The sequence below is a fragment of the Micromonospora sp. WMMC250 genome (assembly GCF_027460215.1).
Lineage (GTDB): Bacteria > Actinomycetota > Actinomycetes > Mycobacteriales > Micromonosporaceae > Micromonospora > Micromonospora taraxaci.
On sequence record NZ_JAPZBJ010000002.1, the window covers coordinates 3,318,335 to 3,333,781 of the forward strand.

Sequence of the window (15,447 nt, forward strand, 5' to 3'; positions counted from 1 at the left end):
TTCAGAGGCGGCGGGGGCCGGTGTCGGGGCGCGCGGCGACGCCGCCCACCCGCACCTGGGCGTGCAGAACGGAGATGCCTCCCGGGCGGGCCAGCACTGGATTGAGGGTCAACGAGCGCACCCGGGGCTGCTCGTCGGCGAGCTGCCCCACCCGCAACAGCAGGTCCGCCAGGGCGGCCCGGTCGACCGGTGCGGCACCCCGATGCCCGCGTAGCAACGGCGCCGCCCGAGGCTCGTCGACCAGTTCGGACGCGTCGGTGTCGGTCAGTGGAACCGCCCGCCAGGCCCGATCGCCCAGCAACTCGGTGGCGACCCCGCCGAGGCCGAAGCCGACCACCGGCCCGAACGCCGGATCCTCCACCAACTCCACCACGCAGGCCACGCCGGGCGGCACCATCGGCTGGACCAGCGCCCCCGCGCCGAAGGTCGCCGCCAGCTCGGCGTACGCGCGGCGCACTGCCGGCTCGTCGGGCAGGTCGAGCCGGACCGCGCCGAGGTCGAGTCGGTGCCGCAGCCCGGGGGCGGCTGCCTTGAGCACCACCGGGAAACCCAGCCGCGCCGCCGCGTCGACAGCCGCGTCGACCGAGTCGACGGTCGCCGAGGCCACCACGTCGATGCCGTACGCGGCCAGCAGCGCACCCGGGTCGGTGCCGTCGGCGCGGAGCGCGGCCTGCGCGGCGGCCCGGTCGACGGCGGGCAGCTCGGGCGCGATCCCGGGCGGACGGCGTAACCACTCGGCGTACCGGTGCACCCGGGCGAGGGCACGCACCGCCTCCTCCACGCCGCCGTACGCGGGCACGCCCGGTGGCAGTCGTCCGACCAGGAACGTCGCCACTGTCGGCTTGCCCAGTGCCAGAGCGGCCGGTAGCGCGGCGGTCACGTCGGCGTCCACAGCGGTCAGTTGCCCGGGCAGCGGCGGGGCGAAGACCACCACCAGGGCGTCCACCCCCTCGTCACCGGCCGTCTCGGCGAGAGCGGCGGCGAACTCGGCGGCACCGGCGCTCGGCCCGACGTCGCGGGGATAACCATCGGCCACGGTGAGGCCCTGCCCGACGCAAGCGGTGGCGGCGAGGCCGGTCAGGGCCGAGGAGTTGCCGACCACACCGACCCGTCCGCCCGCCGGCAGCGGCTGGTTGGCCAGCAGCACACCCACGTCGAGCAGCTCCGGCACGGTGTCCACCCGGATCACCCCGGACTGGGCGAAGAGGGCGGCCACCGCCACCTCGTCCGGCCCGGCGGTGTCACCGACCCCGACCGGGCGGGCCGGCGAGGCGAGCGCGACAACCGGTTTGGCGCGACCGATCCGCCGGGCCAGCCGGGCGAACTTGCGCGGGTTACCGAACGTCTCCAGGTACAACATGATCACGTCGGTGCCGCTGTCGTCCTGCCAGTACTGCAGGAGGTCGTTGCCGGAGACGTCGGCCCGGTTGCCGGCCGACACGAAACTCGACAGCCCGAGGCCACGCCGGTCCGCCTCAGCGAGCAACGCCACCCCGAACGCGCCGGACTGGCTGAAGATGCCCACCCGGCCGGCCGGCGGCAGTGCCGGGGAGAGGGTGGCGTTGAGGCGTACCGTCGGGTCGGTGTTGGCCACGCCCAGGCAGTTCGGGCCGATCACCCGCATGCCCGCGGCGTGCGCCGCGCGGACCAGCGCCCGTTGCGTGGCGGCGCCCTCCGCCCCGGCCTCGGCGAAGCCGGCCGAGATGACCACCAGGCCGTGCGCCCCCGCCGCGGCCGCGTCGGCGACCACAGCGGTCGCCGCCTCCGGGGGCACCGCCACCACCGCCAGGTCAACAGGCGTGCCGGCGTCGCCAGCCGAGGGGTACGCGGGCAGGCCCGCCACCGTCGACGCGCTCGGGTGCACGGGCACCACCGAGCCGGTGAAACCGCCGTCGCGCAGGTGCCCGAGGACCGCCGCGCCGACGCCCTGGCCGGTGGCGCTGGCACCGTAGACGGCGATGCCCCGAGGGGCGAGCAGCCGGGCGATCGAGCGGGCCTCGGTGCGGTGTTCCCGGCCGCGTTGCACCTCCAGGGTCGCCTCGGTGGGCGCGATCGGGAAGCTCAGGTGCACCACGCCGTCGGCGTACTCGCGCTGGACCTGGTAGCCGAAGTCGGCGAAGACGCGCAGCATCGTCCCGTTGGCGGGCAACACCTCGGCGACGAAGCTCATGATGTCGTTGCGGCGGGCCGCGTCCGCCAGGTGCTCCATCAGCACCGAGCCGATGCCCCGGCCCTGGTAGGCGTCCTCCACCACGAAGGCCACCTCCGCCTCCGGGGCCTGCGGGCCCAGCCGCTCGTACCGGCCGACCGCGACGATCTGCCCGGCGGCCAGCACCACGAACGCCTCCCGGTCGCGGTGGTCGACGGTGACGAAACGGATCAGATCCCTTTCCGGGATGCGCGGGTACGGCGAGAAGTAGCGCAGGTAGCGGGTGCGCTCGGAGAATCGGCTGTGCATCGCCACGATGCCCGGCGCGTCGGCCGGGTCGATCGGTCGCAACTGGACGGTGCTGCCGTCGCTGAGCAACACGTCCACCGGGTGGTCCACTGTCGTCACCGGAACGGCCGGCTCAGTCCCGCGGATCGTGCGGGTCGAGCCCGAGCAACGGGAAGACCGTCTTGCGGGTGGCCGCGATCGCCCGGTCCACCGCGCTGGGCTCGCCGGTCGGCTGCCACGGCTCGTACGACGGGTCGGCGTCGTCGGTCATCCGCAACGGCACCTCCCGGCCCAGACGGCGGGAGGCGACCAACTCACGCCAGGCGAGCGGGGTCAGCGTGGCGGGGTCGATCGGGTCACCGGTGGCCACGGCCAGCAGGTGGCTCCAGGCCCGGGGCACCACCTCGACCAGCGCGTACCCGCCGCCGCCGGTGGCCACCCAACGGCCGTCGCACAGCTCGTCGGCGAGCGCCCGCATCGCCAGGTAGGTGGCCCGCTGCCCGTCCACCGTCAGGTTCAGGTCGGCGAGCGGGTCCAGTCGGTGCCCGTCCGCGCCGCACTGGCTGACCAGCACCTGCGGTCGGAACGCACGCAACACCGACGGCACGATCGCGTGGAAGGCCCGCTGCCAGGCGGGGTCGTCGACACCCGGGGGCAGCGGCATGTTGACGGCGGTGCCCTGCGCGCCCGGCCCACCCGTCTCGTCGGGGAAACCGGTGCCCGGGAAGAGCGCCAGCGGGGTCTCGTGCAGGCTGACCGTCAGCACCCTGGGGTCGTCCCAGAAGATCTGCTGCACCCCGTCGCCGTGGTGCACGTCGACATCCACGTACGCGATCCGCTCGGCACCGAGGTCGAGCAGGCGGGCGATGGCCACCGCGGGGTCGTTGTAGACACAGAAGCCGGAGGCCCGGGCGGGCATCGCGTGGTGCAGGCCGCCGGCCACGTTCACCGCCCGCCGCGCCTCCCCGCGCCAGACCGCCTCGGCGGCGGCCACCGTCGCCCCGGCAATCAAGGCGCTGGACTCGTGCATCCCGTCGAACACCGGGTTGTCCGAGGTGCCGAGCCCGTAACCGGCGAAGAGCGGGTCACGCGGCGCGGCCCGCACCGCGGCCAGGTAGGCGCTGTCGTGCACCCGGGTGAGCAGCGAGTCGTCGGCGATTTCCGGCTTGACCACGCGCACCCCCTGACGATCCAGGACGCCCAGCTCGCGGGCGAGCGCGACCGTCAACTCCACCCGGATCGGGTCGAGCGGATGGTCACCCATGTCGTAGGCGAGCAGCGACTCGTCCCACACCACCACCGTGTCGTCGGACATGAGCCCATCGTCGCACGGGGACCGCCGCCGGCCCACCGCACGCGCTGGTCAACGGCCGGGTGTCTCCCCGACGGCGACCGGACGCGCCGGATCGGCCACCCAGTTGCTCCACGATCCCACGTAGAGCGCCGCGTCGGTGCGGCCGGCCAGGTGCAGCGCCAGCACCGCCTGCGCGGCGGTCACCCCGGAGCCGCAGTACGCCCCGACGGTCCGCGCTCCGGTCACCCCGGCGGCGGCGAACCGCTCGCTCAACACGTCGGCGGCCGGGAAGCGCCCGTCCGGGCCGACGTACTCGCCGGCGGGCAGGTTGACAGCGCCCGGCACGTGCCCGGCGACAGCGTCGATCGGCTCCACCTCGCCCCGGTAGCGGGGAGCAGTCCGTACGTCGAGCAGCACGGCGTCGTCCATGGCGGCGAGGGTGGCGGCCTGCCCGGCGTCGAGGACCGGAAGCCCACCGGGCCGCACCACGACGTCGCCGGTGGTCGGGGACTGCGCGTCGGTGGAGACGGGCAGACCGGCGGCGACCCAGGCCGGGTAACCGCCGTGCAGCACACGCACCGACCGGTGTCCCGCCCAGCGCAACGTCCACCAGGCCCGCGCTGCGGCCATGCCGTCGCCGCCGTCGTACACCACCACGGGGTGATCGGCGCGGACGCCGGCAGCCCGGAGCGCGGCCTGCAACGCCGCCGGGTCGGGCAGCGGGTGTCGACCTCCGGCACCCGGCGCGCCGCAGAGCGCGGTGTCAAGGTCGACGAAGACCGCGCCGGGCAGGTGGCCGGCAAGGTAGTCGTCACGACCGGGCGCGCCGACGAGCCGCCAGCGAACGTCGAGCACGGTGGGCGGGTCGACGTCGTCGAGCGCGACGGCGAGCCGGTCGACCTCGACCAACGGCTCCTGGGGACCGGACATGGCGACCATCAAACACCATCCGTGTCGACGGCACGCGGTTCGGCGGCGGTCGTCAGTCGTTCACCGAGGTAACATCGTGCACCGGAGGGCCGCTGACGTTATGAAGTCTCACGACCTGGTCGACACGACCGAAATGTACCTGCGCACCATCCTCGAACTCGAAGAGGAGGGGGTGCCGCCGCTGCGTGCCCGTATCGCCGAGCGGCTACGGCAGAGCGGTCCCACAGTGAGCCAGACCGTCGCCCGGATGGAGCGCGACGGCCTGCTCACCGTCGAAGGTGACCGACACCTCACCCTAACCCCGCTGGGTCGCGGCACGGCGGTGTCCGTGATGCGCAAGCACCGCCTCGCCGAGCTGCTGCTGGTCAACGTCATCGGGATGCCCTACGAGGAGGCCCACGAGGAGGCCTGCCGCTGGGAGCACGTGATGAGCGACGCCGTGGAGAAGCGGGTCTACGACCTGCTGAACCGGCCGACCCGCTCCCCGTACGGCAACCCGATCCCGGGTCTGGAAGAGCTGGGCTCACCGGAGGCCGAGGCAACCGAGGTCGCCGAGAGTGAGCGCAACCTGGCCTTCCCGGGCCTCTCCGGGCCGGTCGTGGTCCGGCGGATCTGTGAGAGCGTGCAGACCGACGGTGACGTGCTGCGCCAACTGCACGCCGCCGGTGTCGACCCGGGCGCGACGGTGACAGTGGCGCAGGAGCGCGACGGAGTGTCCATCGACCGCTCCGGGGACCGGGTACGGCTGCCCCGCGAGGTCGCCTCGCGGGTCTTCGTCGCCGCCAACTGACCGAGCAGGCGCCCGGGCGTCACAACGCCCGGGTGTCCACCTTCTTCGCCAGTGTGGTGAGGTCGCCGGTCAGCTTCTCCACCGCGGCGCGTTCGCTGCCCCGGGCGGAGGTCCAGCTCACCGTGGCCAAGCGCCCGTCGGCGGCCAGCCAGCCCACCTCGGCGACCGGTCCGCGTCCGCTCGCGGCAGCGAGGGTACGCCGGTACGCCTGCTGACCCAGCCCGGTGACCTTCGCTGCCTTGTCGGGCACCACCTCCGCGCCGAAGGTGGTCTTGTCGACCGTGGTCTTGGACACACTCAACGTCAGATCCGGCAGGGCCGCGCCCGCCGCCCGGACCACACAGGTGTGCGTGTCGCCCTGTTGGCTGGCCGCGGCCACGTCGAAGCGCACCTTGAACAGCTGTTCGATCACCGCGAAGTCCAGCAGTCGGCAGGCCCCACCCGAAGAGGCAGCCGCCACGTCGACCGCGATCGGCACCGGCGGCGGCACCGCCACCGGCTCGGCCTCGGCGGCGCACCCGCTCACCAGCAGCCCCGCCATCCCGGCGACCACGATCAGCCCGCGCACGTTCCACCCTCTCGCCGACCGACGGCGGAAGGCGCCCCGCCGGATGTCCGTCGGAAACCGTACGGGGTGTCCGGGTCGGGCGGAAGTCCTCGTTCACGCCTATCCGGACGGTGGATCGTCCACGTACGGGCAGTGTCGGCAACCCCGCCCGCAGCACGTGCCCCGACGGGCCAGGAAGCCGGCGCTGAGCACGAACAACCCGCTCGCCGGGTCGAGGTAGCCGGCCTCGTCGGCGGCGAGCGCGGAGTCGTGCGCGGCGAGGATCCGGGCCCGGTCGGGGTGCTCGGGCGACAGCCGGGACGGGTGCGGCTCGGTGAGCGGCCGACCGGCCAGGGGTTTCCGCTCTCCGGTCACCGGAGCAGTCTAGGGACGGGCCAGCACCGGGGCGAGCACGGCGGGTGAGGCGTCGGTCAACCTCGCTAGCTGTTCTGGTCGACACCACCCTGCGGAGGCGCGCCGTACGAGCCCGGGAACCCGCCCTCCGGCACGGCGCGCAGTATCGCGGTCGGAGCGTCGGCCAAGCTCCCGCCGGCCGGCGCCAACAGTTGGGGCGTCGAGGGACCAGCCGCCTCCGGTGTGTTCCTCAGGCGCATCAGCACCAGTGCGAGCGCGCCCAGGCCGACGACGACCAGCAAGCCGCCCAGGAGGAACGGCACCGAGCTGCCTCCCTCGTCGCTGACGGCCTTGAGGCTGGGCGGCGCTGCCTCGGCGGTGCCCTCGTCCGCCACGGCGACAGGTTCTGCCTCCTCGGCGGGTGACGCCGACGCCGTGGTGGGCGCTGCCACCGCGGTCAGGGTCAGCCCCACTGTCGCGACGTCACCGGCGGCACCTCGTACGGTCGTGCGGGCGGTGCCGTAGCCGTCCTTGGATGCGCGGACGGTGATGGGACCCGCCGCGATCGTCTTAGCGGCGCTCGCCGTGATCGAGAACTGGCCGGTGCGGCCACTGGTCGTCCGGTATTCGTGGCCGGCGCTGTCCTGGATGGTCAGGGCGACGCCGCTGATTGCCTTTCCGCCCGCGTCGCGGACCCGACCGGAGACCCCCTTGACCCCGGCAGCCGGCTTGTCCCCGCCGGGAGAGGGGGCACCCGGGCCGTGGACGTAGACCATCTTGTGGTCATAGCTGTTCTGCCCGGCGAGCCGCACGCCGACCGAGATGTTGAGGCCGGTGATCTCACCCGGGCGAGCGTCGGGGGCGACGAGCGTCGTGTCGAAGGTCTGGCTCCGGCCCGGCCCGAGCTTCGGCTCCACCCGACATCCGGAGGTGCAGCGCAAGCCGCCGCCGACCACCACGATGGCTGTTTCGGCCCTACTTCCGTTGTTGGTGACGGTGTAGCGCACGCGTACCGTCTCGTTGGGTTTGACGTTCTCCGCCGACACGCTCAGGATGCGGACGGTCTCCGGGGCGGCCACCGCGGGTGCCGCCGCCACCGCGATCGTCCCCGCGGTCAGCGTGATCAATGCGGCCGGTCGGGTCCACCGGGCACGTAAGCGCGTCGTCACTTCCCACCACCTTCGGCAAGCGCAGGCAACGCCGTTCGATGACGCCGCGGGCCACTATGCCCGGTCCGGGACGGGTGGCGCGACCCGCCTTCGATATCCACCTGCCGCTGGGGTGGGGTTGAGTCTCCAGCGGCGGGAGACAGCAGGGTGGGGGCATGAGCGGGGAAACGCGGCACACGATCGGCGACCTGGCCCGGCGGACCGGCCTGAGCGTCAAGACCATCAGGTACTACGCCGACAGCGGGATCGTCCCGCCGACCGACCGGAGTCCGGCCGGCTACCGCCTGTTCGGCACCGAGGCGGTTGCCCGGTTGGAGCTGGTCCGGACGTTGCGTGACCTGGGCTTGGACCTGGCCACCATCCGGCGGGTGGTGGACCACGAGGTGACCCTGCACGAGGTGGCCGCCGCGCACGCCGACGCGTTGGCCGTGCAGATCAGGGTGCTGCGGCTGCGCCAGGCGGGGCTCACCGTCGCGGCGAGGCGCGGGGCGGGCCCGTCCGAGGTGGACGAGCTGCACCGGTTGGCCCAGCTCACCACGCGTGAACGCGGGCAGTTGGTGGACGACTTCCTGGGCAGCGTCTTCGCCGGCATCGGCGACCAGCCCGGGTACCGGGTGTGATCGTCTCGATGACACCGGAACTGCCCGACGACCCCGGCACCGAGCAGGTCGAGGCGTGGCTGGAGCTGGCCGAGTTGTGCCGGGAACCGGAGTTCCGGGCCCGGATGCGGCGGCTGGTGCGGCAATACGCCGCCGACCACGACGTCCCGGGGCTGCCCCGCCCGGACGCCGTCGCGGTGGTCCGGGACGCGGTGGCCCCCGCCCTCGCTGCGGGTCTCGACCCGACCAGCCCGGATGCCGAGCCGGTGATCGCGGCCGTCACCAGCCGGTACGCGAGCCTGCACGGTCACTCCGACGAGGCCGACCTGCGTCGGCGGTTGCTCGACCGGCTGGTTCCGGCCAACGACCCCCGCCGGGACCGCTACCTCGACCTGCTGGCGGTGCTCAACGGCTGGTCGACCGGCGACGCGACGGCACCGGCGGTGGACTGGTTCATCAGGGCCCTGCGCGCACGCATACCCGAGCCGATCGGTTGAGCCGCTCAGCCGAACCAGGTCATCGCCTGGCCGTGGCCTCTCGTCCAGGCCAGCGGGCGGCCGTCCAGGGCGAGGACGTTGTGCAGCGCGTCGGTCGGCGGGTCGGGCAACCCGTCGTACCGCAGCACCTCCGGCGCCTCGTTCGCGATCCAGTGGCCGGGCAGCTCACCGACCAGCCGGACGAACGCGTCCCGGCGTGGTGGCGGCACCTGGTACAGCACTGACGTGTGGAAGACCACGAGCGTCGCGTCGGCGGGAGCGCGGGCCGCCAGCGCCGGCAGGTCGTCCACCAGATCGCCACGGACCAGCAACGGCGGATCGGCCGCGGCGACCGCAGCCGCCGCACGCAGCCGGGCCCGCCGGTGCGCGTGCTCCGGCCAGATCAACGCATCGAGCCACGACACGTCGCCGGGGTCGGTCACGTCGAGCGGGTTCAGGTCGAGGCCGGCCCGCCACACCACCCGGGGTACGCCTGCCGGCGGCACCAACCCGCTGGCCGCGCACTCCAGGACCGGCTCACCGGCACCGACCTGGTGCTCCCCGTAGCGGTACGCGTACCGGTCGGGGTAGAGGCAGAGCCCGGCGGACGCGCCGACCTCCAGCAGGGCGAGGGGCTGTGGCAGCGCGGCGAGCACCGGTAGCAGCACCGCGCACCGGCCGGTCTCGTTCGTCTGGGTGGCCCGGGTGAGCAGCTCCGCCTTGACGGCGGGCCAGTGCGTCAGCACGTAGTCGTGGAACGCGGCCGGGTCGCCGACCGGGCCACCGAGCCAGCGGACGACGCTGAACAACAGGTTCGGCTGCCGCTTGGCCGGCGGAAGCCCGTCCAGCAGATCGAGCAGGGACTCGTCGTGGGCGACGGCAGCCGACAGACGCTCGTAGGTGGGTGACACCCCGCGCGCCTCACGGCTGCCGAACTCGACGTACGCCTCGGCGGTCGTCATGCGGTCATCGTCGCAGCCCAATCCTCGGTATTTCAGCCCCCGTACCCGTGGGCTGGCTCACCCGCCTTCTAGAGTTCTGCGGCGGCCGGACCGTTGAGCAGCAGCTCAGCCGGCCTGAGCAACGGGGAGGAACCTGTCGTGCGGGGTAACAATGTCCGGGTACTCATCGTCGGCGGAGGTGTCGCCGGACTGGCGACTGTCGCCGCGCTACGCGAGTGGGGCGCCACTGTCGACGTGGCCGAGCGGGCGCCCGGGCCGACCGACTCCGGCACCGGCATCTACCTCACCGGCAACGCGACCCGCATGCTCGACGTCCTCGGTCTGCGGGAGCCGGTCGCCGACGTCGCCGTGGAGATCACCCGGCAGCGCAGCGCGAACCAGCGCGGGCGCCGCCTCTTCGACATCGACGTGACCGCGCTGTGGCAGGGCGTCGGCCCGTGCGTGTCGCTGCCCCGGGCACAGCTGCACCGGGCCCTGTTGGCCGGCGTCGGAGAAGCCCCGATCCGTTGGGGACACCACCCGGTCGTCCTCTCCCAGGAGGGCGACCGGGCCGCCGTCGAATTCGACGACGGCAGCACCGAACGGTACGACCTGGTGATCGGCGCGGACGGGGTGAACTCGACGGTGCGCCGGCTCGCCTTCGACGGTCAGGCAGCCCGCGACCTGGGCCAGTACGCGTACCGCTGGGTTGCTCCCCGCATCGACGACGAGCCGTTCTGGTCGGTGCAGTTGGGGCGCGGACGGCAGTTCCTGACGATTCCGATCAGCGCCGACCAGACGTACTGCTACTACAACGACGGCCCCGTGGTCGACCGGCCGGGCTGGCGCGACGACGTGGCCGCGTCGTTCACCGAGCCGGCGACCATCATGCTCAAGGCCCTCGACCACGACGACAGCTCCCTGCACGCCGGCCCGAACCAGGAGGTCGTGCTCGACTCCTGGTCCCGAGGGCCGGTGCTGCTGATCGGGGACGCCGCCCACGCCACCTCACCGAACATGGCCCAGGGCGCGGCCATGGCCCTGGAGGACGCTGTCGTGCTCGCGTCGTCGTTGACCGCCGCCGACTCCGTCGCCGAGGCGCTGCGGGCTTACGAGGCGCGGCGACGCCCGCGTACCGACTGGGTGCTCAGCCAGACGCACCGCCGGGACAAGGCCACCGGGCTTCCGCCCGCGCTGCGCGACCTGGTGATGCGCCGCCTCGGCGAACAGATGTTCCGGTCGAACTACGGGCCGCTGTTCGCCCAGCCCTGACCGGTCCGCTTCACCCCTGACCGGTCCGTAGGGTGGCGTCATGATCACGTGCGTCGTGCACTACACGATCGATCCCGCGCAGATCGCGGCGTTCGAGGACTTCGCCCGAGCATGGATGCGGCTGGTGGCCGAGCACGGCGGGGTGCACCACGGCTACTTCCTGCCCGCCGAGGGTGCCAGCGACAAGGCCGAGGCGCTGTTCAGCTTCGAGAGCCTGGCAGCCTACGAGCGTTACCGCGCACGGTTCGGCACCGACCCGGAGTTCGTCGCGGCCGACCGCATCCGCGACGACTCGGGTTGTGTCGTGCGGTACGAGCGGACGTTCATGCGCCCGCTCCTGCCGACCGATTGAGTCCTCGTGCCGCTGGCCGGCGGAGGCACCTGGGCCGACGCGACAGGCGTGCCCGCCCACCCGGTTGCATCGGGGCCATCATTCCCAATGAGCGATATACCTCAGAGTCATAACTATGACTCTGAGGTATATCGACCAACGGCAGCATGCCGCCCGGCGCAGGATCGCCCGGCACTGACGGCGGCGCGTACCACCAGATCCCGGTCGTTGCCGCGCGGCCTCTCACGCTGTCGCAGGGACGGAGACCACGAGCATCCGGCCATCGAGGGTGCCGACCGCCAGGCGACCGGGACCTACCCGCGCCAACGAGAGCGGTACGACAGGGTGACCGGCGATCCGTAGGTCCTGCCGAACGTGCACGGCGCCGTCCTCGGCCCGCAGGACGACCAGCTCTCCTGAGGTGAACACGACGTAGACGAAGGTGCCGTCGGCGTCCAGAGCAGTGACCTCCCGATCGGCGGTGAAGATCCACTGCGGCTCACCGGTCGGATACCGGCGACGGACCACGAAGGCGTTTCCCACCAACAGTCCCGCGCTGTCGTGAACCGCCCCGCCGTGAATGAGCGTCGGCCCGGCCGCGTCTTCCAGATACGCACCGCTGCCGCCGAACAGGTGACGGCCCCCCGACGCGTCCCATTCCAGCGGGAAGAGCTGGCGGGCCCGTGCCGAGGACGGGTCGACGGCGACCACCCACTTGTCGCGCCAGGGCTTGCCCCTCCGGCCCCGAAGAAACAGCAGCTCCGGCGCGTACCTGATGTCGAAGAAGTGATTGAAGAGGTCGTATCGGCCGAGCTGGATGGTGTCGTCAGCGTCAGCGGGCGGCCCGAGCGTGACTTCTCCGGCTGTTCCGCTGCGCCTGTCGTAGTCGGTGTCGCGAAGCGCCCACGCGCCATCGGCCCTGGACACCATGATTGCCGGGCCGGGCGCCTGGTGGCTCGCTCGGACCAGGCCGTTATCCAGTTCGACCTCCAGCACGACGCTCGGTTCTCGGGTCCACCGACCATTCCGTCTCCGTCGCGGCAGATGCGTCAACACGAGCGCCGATCGTTCGCCTGGCAGCACCCGGATCTGACAGCCCGTGCCATCGGTCGGTACCTGCCAGAGCAACTCCCCAGACGTCCCGGACCAACATTCCAGACCGATCCCCTCCAGTGCGGCGAGGATCCGACCGTCCGCGAGCGCCTCGACCGCCCACACACCCCGTCGGGTTGACCAGACCTGGCCGCGCTCGCGGCAGAGGTGCGAGACGGTGGCGATTGCCTCCCCCGTATCAGTCGGAGGTTCCGCCGGGACCGGTTGTTCGCCGTAGGGCATCCGCAGCATGCCTGCGACGGCTCGGCCCCAGTCGTCGCGGCTGATCGAGCACGCCAGGGAGGTCGTGCCGAACCGCTGCTCGTCCTCGTCACATGGAATGGCCAACACCAGGTCGAGCGTCTCCGGGCTGCGCCACGTGATCCGCCGTACCTCGCGGGGATATTCCAGCAACGAGACGGCGACGCCGGTCGTCAGGTCCAGCAGGAGCAACTCGCCCTCGTAGGACCACCCACCGTCATACGAGCCGGTGCCGAACGCCACGAGGGGGAGGGTCGGGTGGAAGGCGATGCTCTGGGCACGCCAGCGGGCGGTCACCTGGTGGACGCAGGTGAGGTCGTCGGTCCGGTACACCGCCAACCGATGCGACCTCGAGCCGTGAGAGACGTCACGGCCGTGCCACTGCGATCGGCCCAGGAAACCACCGACCGCGATCAACTTGCCGTCGGGCGAGTTGGCGGTGACGCGGGGTTCGCCGATCTCGCGGAACGGCCCGGCACCCAGCACGCGCACCTCAGGATGCCTCACCGGGTGATGGGGGGTTCGATTCTCTCGATCATGTCGACATCCTGCACGGCCCGCCACCCAAGGACAAGGCAGTTCCGTTACTCCCACCGCCCTCGACCACACAGGGATTCATTCGCGCGGCTTCCTGCGCCGGGAGGTCTCCTCCAAGTGCTGGCGTTGGTGCTGCCGAACCATCTCGTCCCAGACCTCCTGGTCGTAGTCCGGGTAGGGCGGGATCCACTTGTGCGAGTTGTCGCTGTAGTGAAACCGATCGTCGCCCCGCCGGATCAGGCTCACCGGACCCAGCCCAGGAAGCGTCGGTGCAGCAGCCCGGCTGGCACCCAGGTCAGGTCCTCCGCCGCCCAGACGAGGTAGGACCCCATGTAGAGGGCCAGCGACACAGGTGTGCCCTCGAACTCGGCGCGCAGTTCGGTCCGGCGGGTCCGGCAGGGCCAGGGCGCATTGCAGCCGCCGCAGGTCCACACCGGTAGGACCGGACCGTGCGTGGTCACCGCAGGCCGTCCAGGAAACGCCGGGTGGCGGCCCGGGCGTGCCAGCGGGCGGCCCGTTCGGCCTGATAACAGGGGTACGGGGACAGCCGCGCCCACCACCAGCGACAGCCCGCGCAAAGCCCGTCGACGCCGGGCAGGTGCACGGACAAGACTCGTCCGACCTGATCCTCGGTCACTCCTGCTCCTCCCCTGGCCAGTGACCTCGCCGGATCGGGATGCGATGCCTGGCCCGGCACGGCAGGTCAGCTCCGCAACGGCAGACCCACCGCCACCGTCGCCATGACCAGACGGGCCGATGCCGCCGAGCCAAGGTCAGCGCCACCGCCAGCACGTAGTCGTCGTACGGCACGTGTGATCCCATGCGTCCCCAAGCTTGGACTCCTATTTTGGAAGTACAATCAAGCTAAAGTTGGACTCCTATTTTGGGAACCTCTTCGCGGCGTGTCGCGGCAACCAGCTCCGGTCGCGCCATAATCAGCCGGTGGTGAACCCGACGATCCAGCGACGGCGCCTCGGCCTTGCTCTCAAACGGGCTCGCGAGGGTGCGGGCAAGACGCAGGACGAAGCGGCTGCCGTCATCGACGCGGCAGCGAGCAAGATCAGCAGAGTCGAACTTGGACAGTCGGGAATCAAGCTCACCGACCTGAACCTGCTACTCGATCTCTACGAGGTCCGAGGCGATGAAGCCGAGCCGCTACGCGACCTCGCACGAGCAGGGCGACAACGCGGGCGCTGGAGCACCTACCGAAACGCCGTGCCGGACTGGTTCCGCCAGTACCTGGACCTCGAAGGTGACGCGTCCGAGATCCGCTGGTACCAGCCGGAGGTCATCCCCGGAGTCCTTCAGATCGAGCCGTACATCCGCGCCATGAACGCGATCGCCCAACCACGGCCGTCCAGCGATGAGGTTGACCGGCAGGTTGCTGTCCGCATGGAACGGCAGTCGATCCTGCGGCAGGACGATGGGCCCGACCTGAGCTTCATCCTCAGCGAGTCGGCGCTGCGGCGCAGCATCGGCGACGGAGCGACGATGCGCAACCAACTCCTGCACCTGGCGAAGGTCAGCGAGCAGCCCAACGTCGCGCTTCAGGTGTTCCCGTTCAACGCGCAGACCTACGAGACGGCGTCGTTCAGCTTCATCATCCTGCGCTTCGGGGATGACGCGGCATCGGACGTGATCTACGTCGAGACCTTCACCGACGCCGACTACCTGGACCGGTCAGACGCCGTACGGGCCTACACTCGGCTATGGGACCGACTCCGGGCAGCCGCTCTCGGGCCGGTAGAGTCGCGCAAGCTCATCCTGAGGATGGCTGACGACGTGGAGCGGCAACAGACCTGAGAGAGTGATCATGGAGACCTCGGATCGCCTGGTCTGGCGCAAGTCGAGCTACAGCGACAACAACGGTGGAGCCTGCGTCGAGGTAGCTGAGATGGACGAGGACATCGCGGTGCGTGACAGCAAGAATCCGCGCGGGTCGACTCTTCGCTTCACGAGAGGCACATGGATCGGATTCGTTTGGAGTGTCCGCCAGCTCAAGCTCGCAGCCTCGCAGGGCAGCAAAAGCGCCATCGACCCGCACTGACGCAGAGCACTCGTAGAGGCAATAGGAACCGGATGCGCCGCTCTCACCCGATGCCGAGCAGATGAAGCGACAACGCTTGTACGGGCCGGGCGAGTTGGCTGCCCTGTTCAACGTGTCGCGCCAGCGGGTACTCCAGATCACCCGCCGACCCGGCTTTACTCCTACGGCGAGCTCCCGTGGTCGCATACCTGAGTCGGGAACCGACGAACTTCCATGATCAAGTGATGAGAAGTAGGCCCCAGAGCCATCTCTGAGCTACTTCTCATCACTTGATCTTGCCCAGGCGCCGGGACCGGCCGGTCGTGCCGGACAAGCCGCCTCGGGGCTCTAACAAATGGCGCTGCCCCGACCTCCACGAAGGAGGCCGGGG

General features: G+C 71.5%; 18 protein-coding genes. 7 read left to right on the forward strand and 11 right to left on the reverse strand.

The window, feature by feature from the left end; genetic code table 11:
• Nucleotide 1 precedes the first annotated feature (1 nt).
• The 3 genes from O3438_RS14585 to O3438_RS14595 are packed head-to-tail and all read right to left on the reverse strand — an operon-like array spanning nt 2 to nt 4,661.
• Complete coding sequence (locus O3438_RS14585) at nt 2–2,557, reverse strand: bifunctional acetate--CoA ligase family protein/GNAT family N-acetyltransferase (protein ID WP_269680483.1); 2,556 nt, start codon at nt 2,555–2,557, stop codon at nt 2–4.
• 13 nt (nt 2,558–2,570) lie between these two features.
• Nucleotides 2,571–3,752: an acetoin utilization protein AcuC gene (locus O3438_RS14590; RefSeq protein ID WP_269680484.1), complete on the reverse strand. Its 1,182-nt coding sequence runs from the start codon at nt 3,750–3,752 to the stop codon at nt 2,571–2,573.
• A 48-nt stretch (nt 3,753–3,800) separates the two neighbouring features.
• Nucleotides 3,801–4,661, reverse strand: a complete 861-nt coding sequence (locus O3438_RS14595; RefSeq protein WP_269680485.1) for a sulfurtransferase — start codon at nt 4,659–4,661, stop codon at nt 3,801–3,803.
• Nucleotides 4,662–4,761: 100 nt separating this feature from the next.
• On the opposite strand from O3438_RS14595, the gene O3438_RS14600 reads away from it, so the two are divergent.
• On the forward strand, nt 4,762–5,451 hold the full coding sequence (locus tag O3438_RS14600) for a metal-dependent transcriptional regulator (RefSeq protein ID WP_269680486.1): 690 nt from the start codon (nt 4,762–4,764) through the stop codon (nt 5,449–5,451).
• 19 nt (nt 5,452–5,470) lie between these two features.
• Here O3438_RS14600 and O3438_RS14605 read toward each other — a convergent pair whose 3' ends face one another.
• From O3438_RS14605 to O3438_RS14615, 3 genes are all read right to left on the reverse strand, one after another.
• Nucleotides 5,471–6,019, reverse strand: a complete 549-nt coding sequence (locus tag O3438_RS14605; protein ID WP_269680487.1) for a hypothetical protein — start codon at nt 6,017–6,019, stop codon at nt 5,471–5,473.
• Between the two features lie 99 nt (nt 6,020–6,118).
• A complete protein-coding gene (locus tag O3438_RS14610) occupies nt 6,119–6,373 on the reverse strand; it encodes a DUF5522 domain-containing protein (protein WP_269680488.1) in 255 nt (84 codons plus the stop codon).
• A gap of 65 nt (nt 6,374–6,438) precedes the next feature.
• Nucleotides 6,439–7,521, reverse strand: a complete 1,083-nt coding sequence (locus O3438_RS14615; RefSeq protein WP_269680489.1) for a carboxypeptidase-like regulatory domain-containing protein — start codon at nt 7,519–7,521, stop codon at nt 6,439–6,441.
• Nucleotides 7,522–7,676: 155 nt separating this feature from the next.
• On the opposite strand from O3438_RS14615, the gene O3438_RS14620 reads away from it, so the two are divergent.
• Nucleotides 7,677–8,141, forward strand: a complete 465-nt coding sequence (locus O3438_RS14620) for a MerR family transcriptional regulator (RefSeq protein ID WP_269680490.1) — start codon at nt 7,677–7,679, stop codon at nt 8,139–8,141.
• A gap of 8 nt (nt 8,142–8,149) precedes the next feature.
• Nucleotides 8,150–8,617: a hypothetical protein gene (locus tag O3438_RS14625; RefSeq protein WP_269680491.1), complete on the forward strand. Its 468-nt coding sequence runs from the start codon at nt 8,150–8,152 to the stop codon at nt 8,615–8,617.
• Nucleotides 8,618–8,622: 5 nt separating this feature from the next.
• On the opposite strand, the gene O3438_RS14630 is transcribed toward O3438_RS14625, so the two are convergent.
• The gene (locus tag O3438_RS14630; protein WP_269680492.1) at nt 8,623–9,558 is read right to left on the reverse strand and encodes a DUF2332 domain-containing protein; all 936 of its coding nucleotides are present in this window, start codon (nt 9,556–9,558) and stop codon (nt 8,623–8,625) included.
• A 138-nt stretch (nt 9,559–9,696) separates the two neighbouring features.
• Between O3438_RS14630 and O3438_RS14635 the strand changes: the two genes are divergently transcribed.
• Together O3438_RS14635 and O3438_RS14640 are read left to right on the forward strand one after the other, a co-directional pair.
• Entirely contained in the window at nt 9,697–10,809 is a 1,113-nt protein-coding gene (locus O3438_RS14635; protein ID WP_269680493.1) for an FAD-dependent monooxygenase, read from the forward strand.
• A 40-nt stretch (nt 10,810–10,849) separates the two neighbouring features.
• On the forward strand, nt 10,850–11,161 hold the full coding sequence (locus tag O3438_RS14640) for an NIPSNAP family protein (RefSeq protein WP_269680494.1): 312 nt from the start codon (nt 10,850–10,852) through the stop codon (nt 11,159–11,161).
• Nucleotides 11,162–11,383: 222 nt separating this feature from the next.
• Here O3438_RS14640 and O3438_RS14645 read toward each other — a convergent pair whose 3' ends face one another.
• The 4 genes from O3438_RS14645 to O3438_RS14660 all read right to left on the reverse strand — a co-directional run bounded on the left by O3438_RS14645 (nt 11,384) and on the right by O3438_RS14660 (nt 13,667).
• Nucleotides 11,384–13,000: a hypothetical protein gene (locus O3438_RS14645; RefSeq protein ID WP_269680495.1), complete on the reverse strand. Its 1,617-nt coding sequence runs from the start codon at nt 12,998–13,000 to the stop codon at nt 11,384–11,386.
• A 108-nt stretch (nt 13,001–13,108) separates the two neighbouring features.
• Nucleotides 13,109–13,276: a hypothetical protein gene (locus O3438_RS14650; protein ID WP_269680496.1), complete on the reverse strand. Its 168-nt coding sequence runs from the start codon at nt 13,274–13,276 to the stop codon at nt 13,109–13,111.
• On the reverse strand, nt 13,273–13,491 hold the full coding sequence (locus O3438_RS14655; protein WP_269680497.1) for a hypothetical protein: 219 nt from the start codon (nt 13,489–13,491) through the stop codon (nt 13,273–13,275). The genes O3438_RS14650 and O3438_RS14655 overlap by 4 nt, the downstream gene beginning before the upstream one ends.
• Nucleotides 13,488–13,667: a hypothetical protein gene (locus O3438_RS14660; RefSeq protein WP_269680498.1), complete on the reverse strand. Its 180-nt coding sequence runs from the start codon at nt 13,665–13,667 to the stop codon at nt 13,488–13,490. The genes O3438_RS14655 and O3438_RS14660 overlap by 4 nt, the downstream gene beginning before the upstream one ends.
• Nucleotides 13,668–13,864: 197 nt before the next feature.
• On the opposite strand from O3438_RS14660, the gene O3438_RS14665 reads away from it, so the two are divergent.
• Nucleotides 13,865–14,833: a DUF5753 domain-containing protein gene (locus O3438_RS14665; protein WP_269680499.1), complete on the forward strand. Its 969-nt coding sequence runs from the start codon at nt 13,865–13,867 to the stop codon at nt 14,831–14,833.
• A 10-nt stretch (nt 14,834–14,843) separates the two neighbouring features.
• Nucleotides 14,844–15,077, forward strand: a complete 234-nt coding sequence (locus O3438_RS14670) for a DUF397 domain-containing protein (RefSeq protein WP_269680500.1) — start codon at nt 14,844–14,846, stop codon at nt 15,075–15,077.
• The last annotated feature ends 370 nt before the right edge of the window (nt 15,078–15,447 follow it).

Coding starts and splice junctions, on each gene's coding strand:
- O3438_RS14590 (WP_269680484.1), bottom strand. CDS start 3,752: ATGTCCGACGACACGGTGGTGGTGTGGGACGAGTCGCTGCTCGCCTAC.
- O3438_RS14595 (WP_269680485.1), bottom strand. CDS start 4,661: ATGTCCGGTCCCCAGGAGCCGTTGGTCGAGGTCGACCGGCTCGCCGTC.
- O3438_RS14600 (WP_269680486.1), top strand. CDS start 4,762: ATGAAGTCTCACGACCTGGTCGACACGACCGAAATGTACCTGCGCACC.
- O3438_RS14620 (WP_269680490.1), top strand. CDS start 7,677: ATGAGCGGGGAAACGCGGCACACGATCGGCGACCTGGCCCGGCGGACC.
- O3438_RS14625 (WP_269680491.1), top strand. CDS start 8,150: ATGACACCGGAACTGCCCGACGACCCCGGCACCGAGCAGGTCGAGGCG.
- O3438_RS14630 (WP_269680492.1), bottom strand. CDS start 9,558: ATGACGACCGCCGAGGCGTACGTCGAGTTCGGCAGCCGTGAGGCGCGC.
- O3438_RS14640 (WP_269680494.1), top strand. CDS start 10,850: ATGATCACGTGCGTCGTGCACTACACGATCGATCCCGCGCAGATCGCG.
- O3438_RS14670 (WP_269680500.1), top strand. CDS start 14,844: ATGGAGACCTCGGATCGCCTGGTCTGGCGCAAGTCGAGCTACAGCGAC.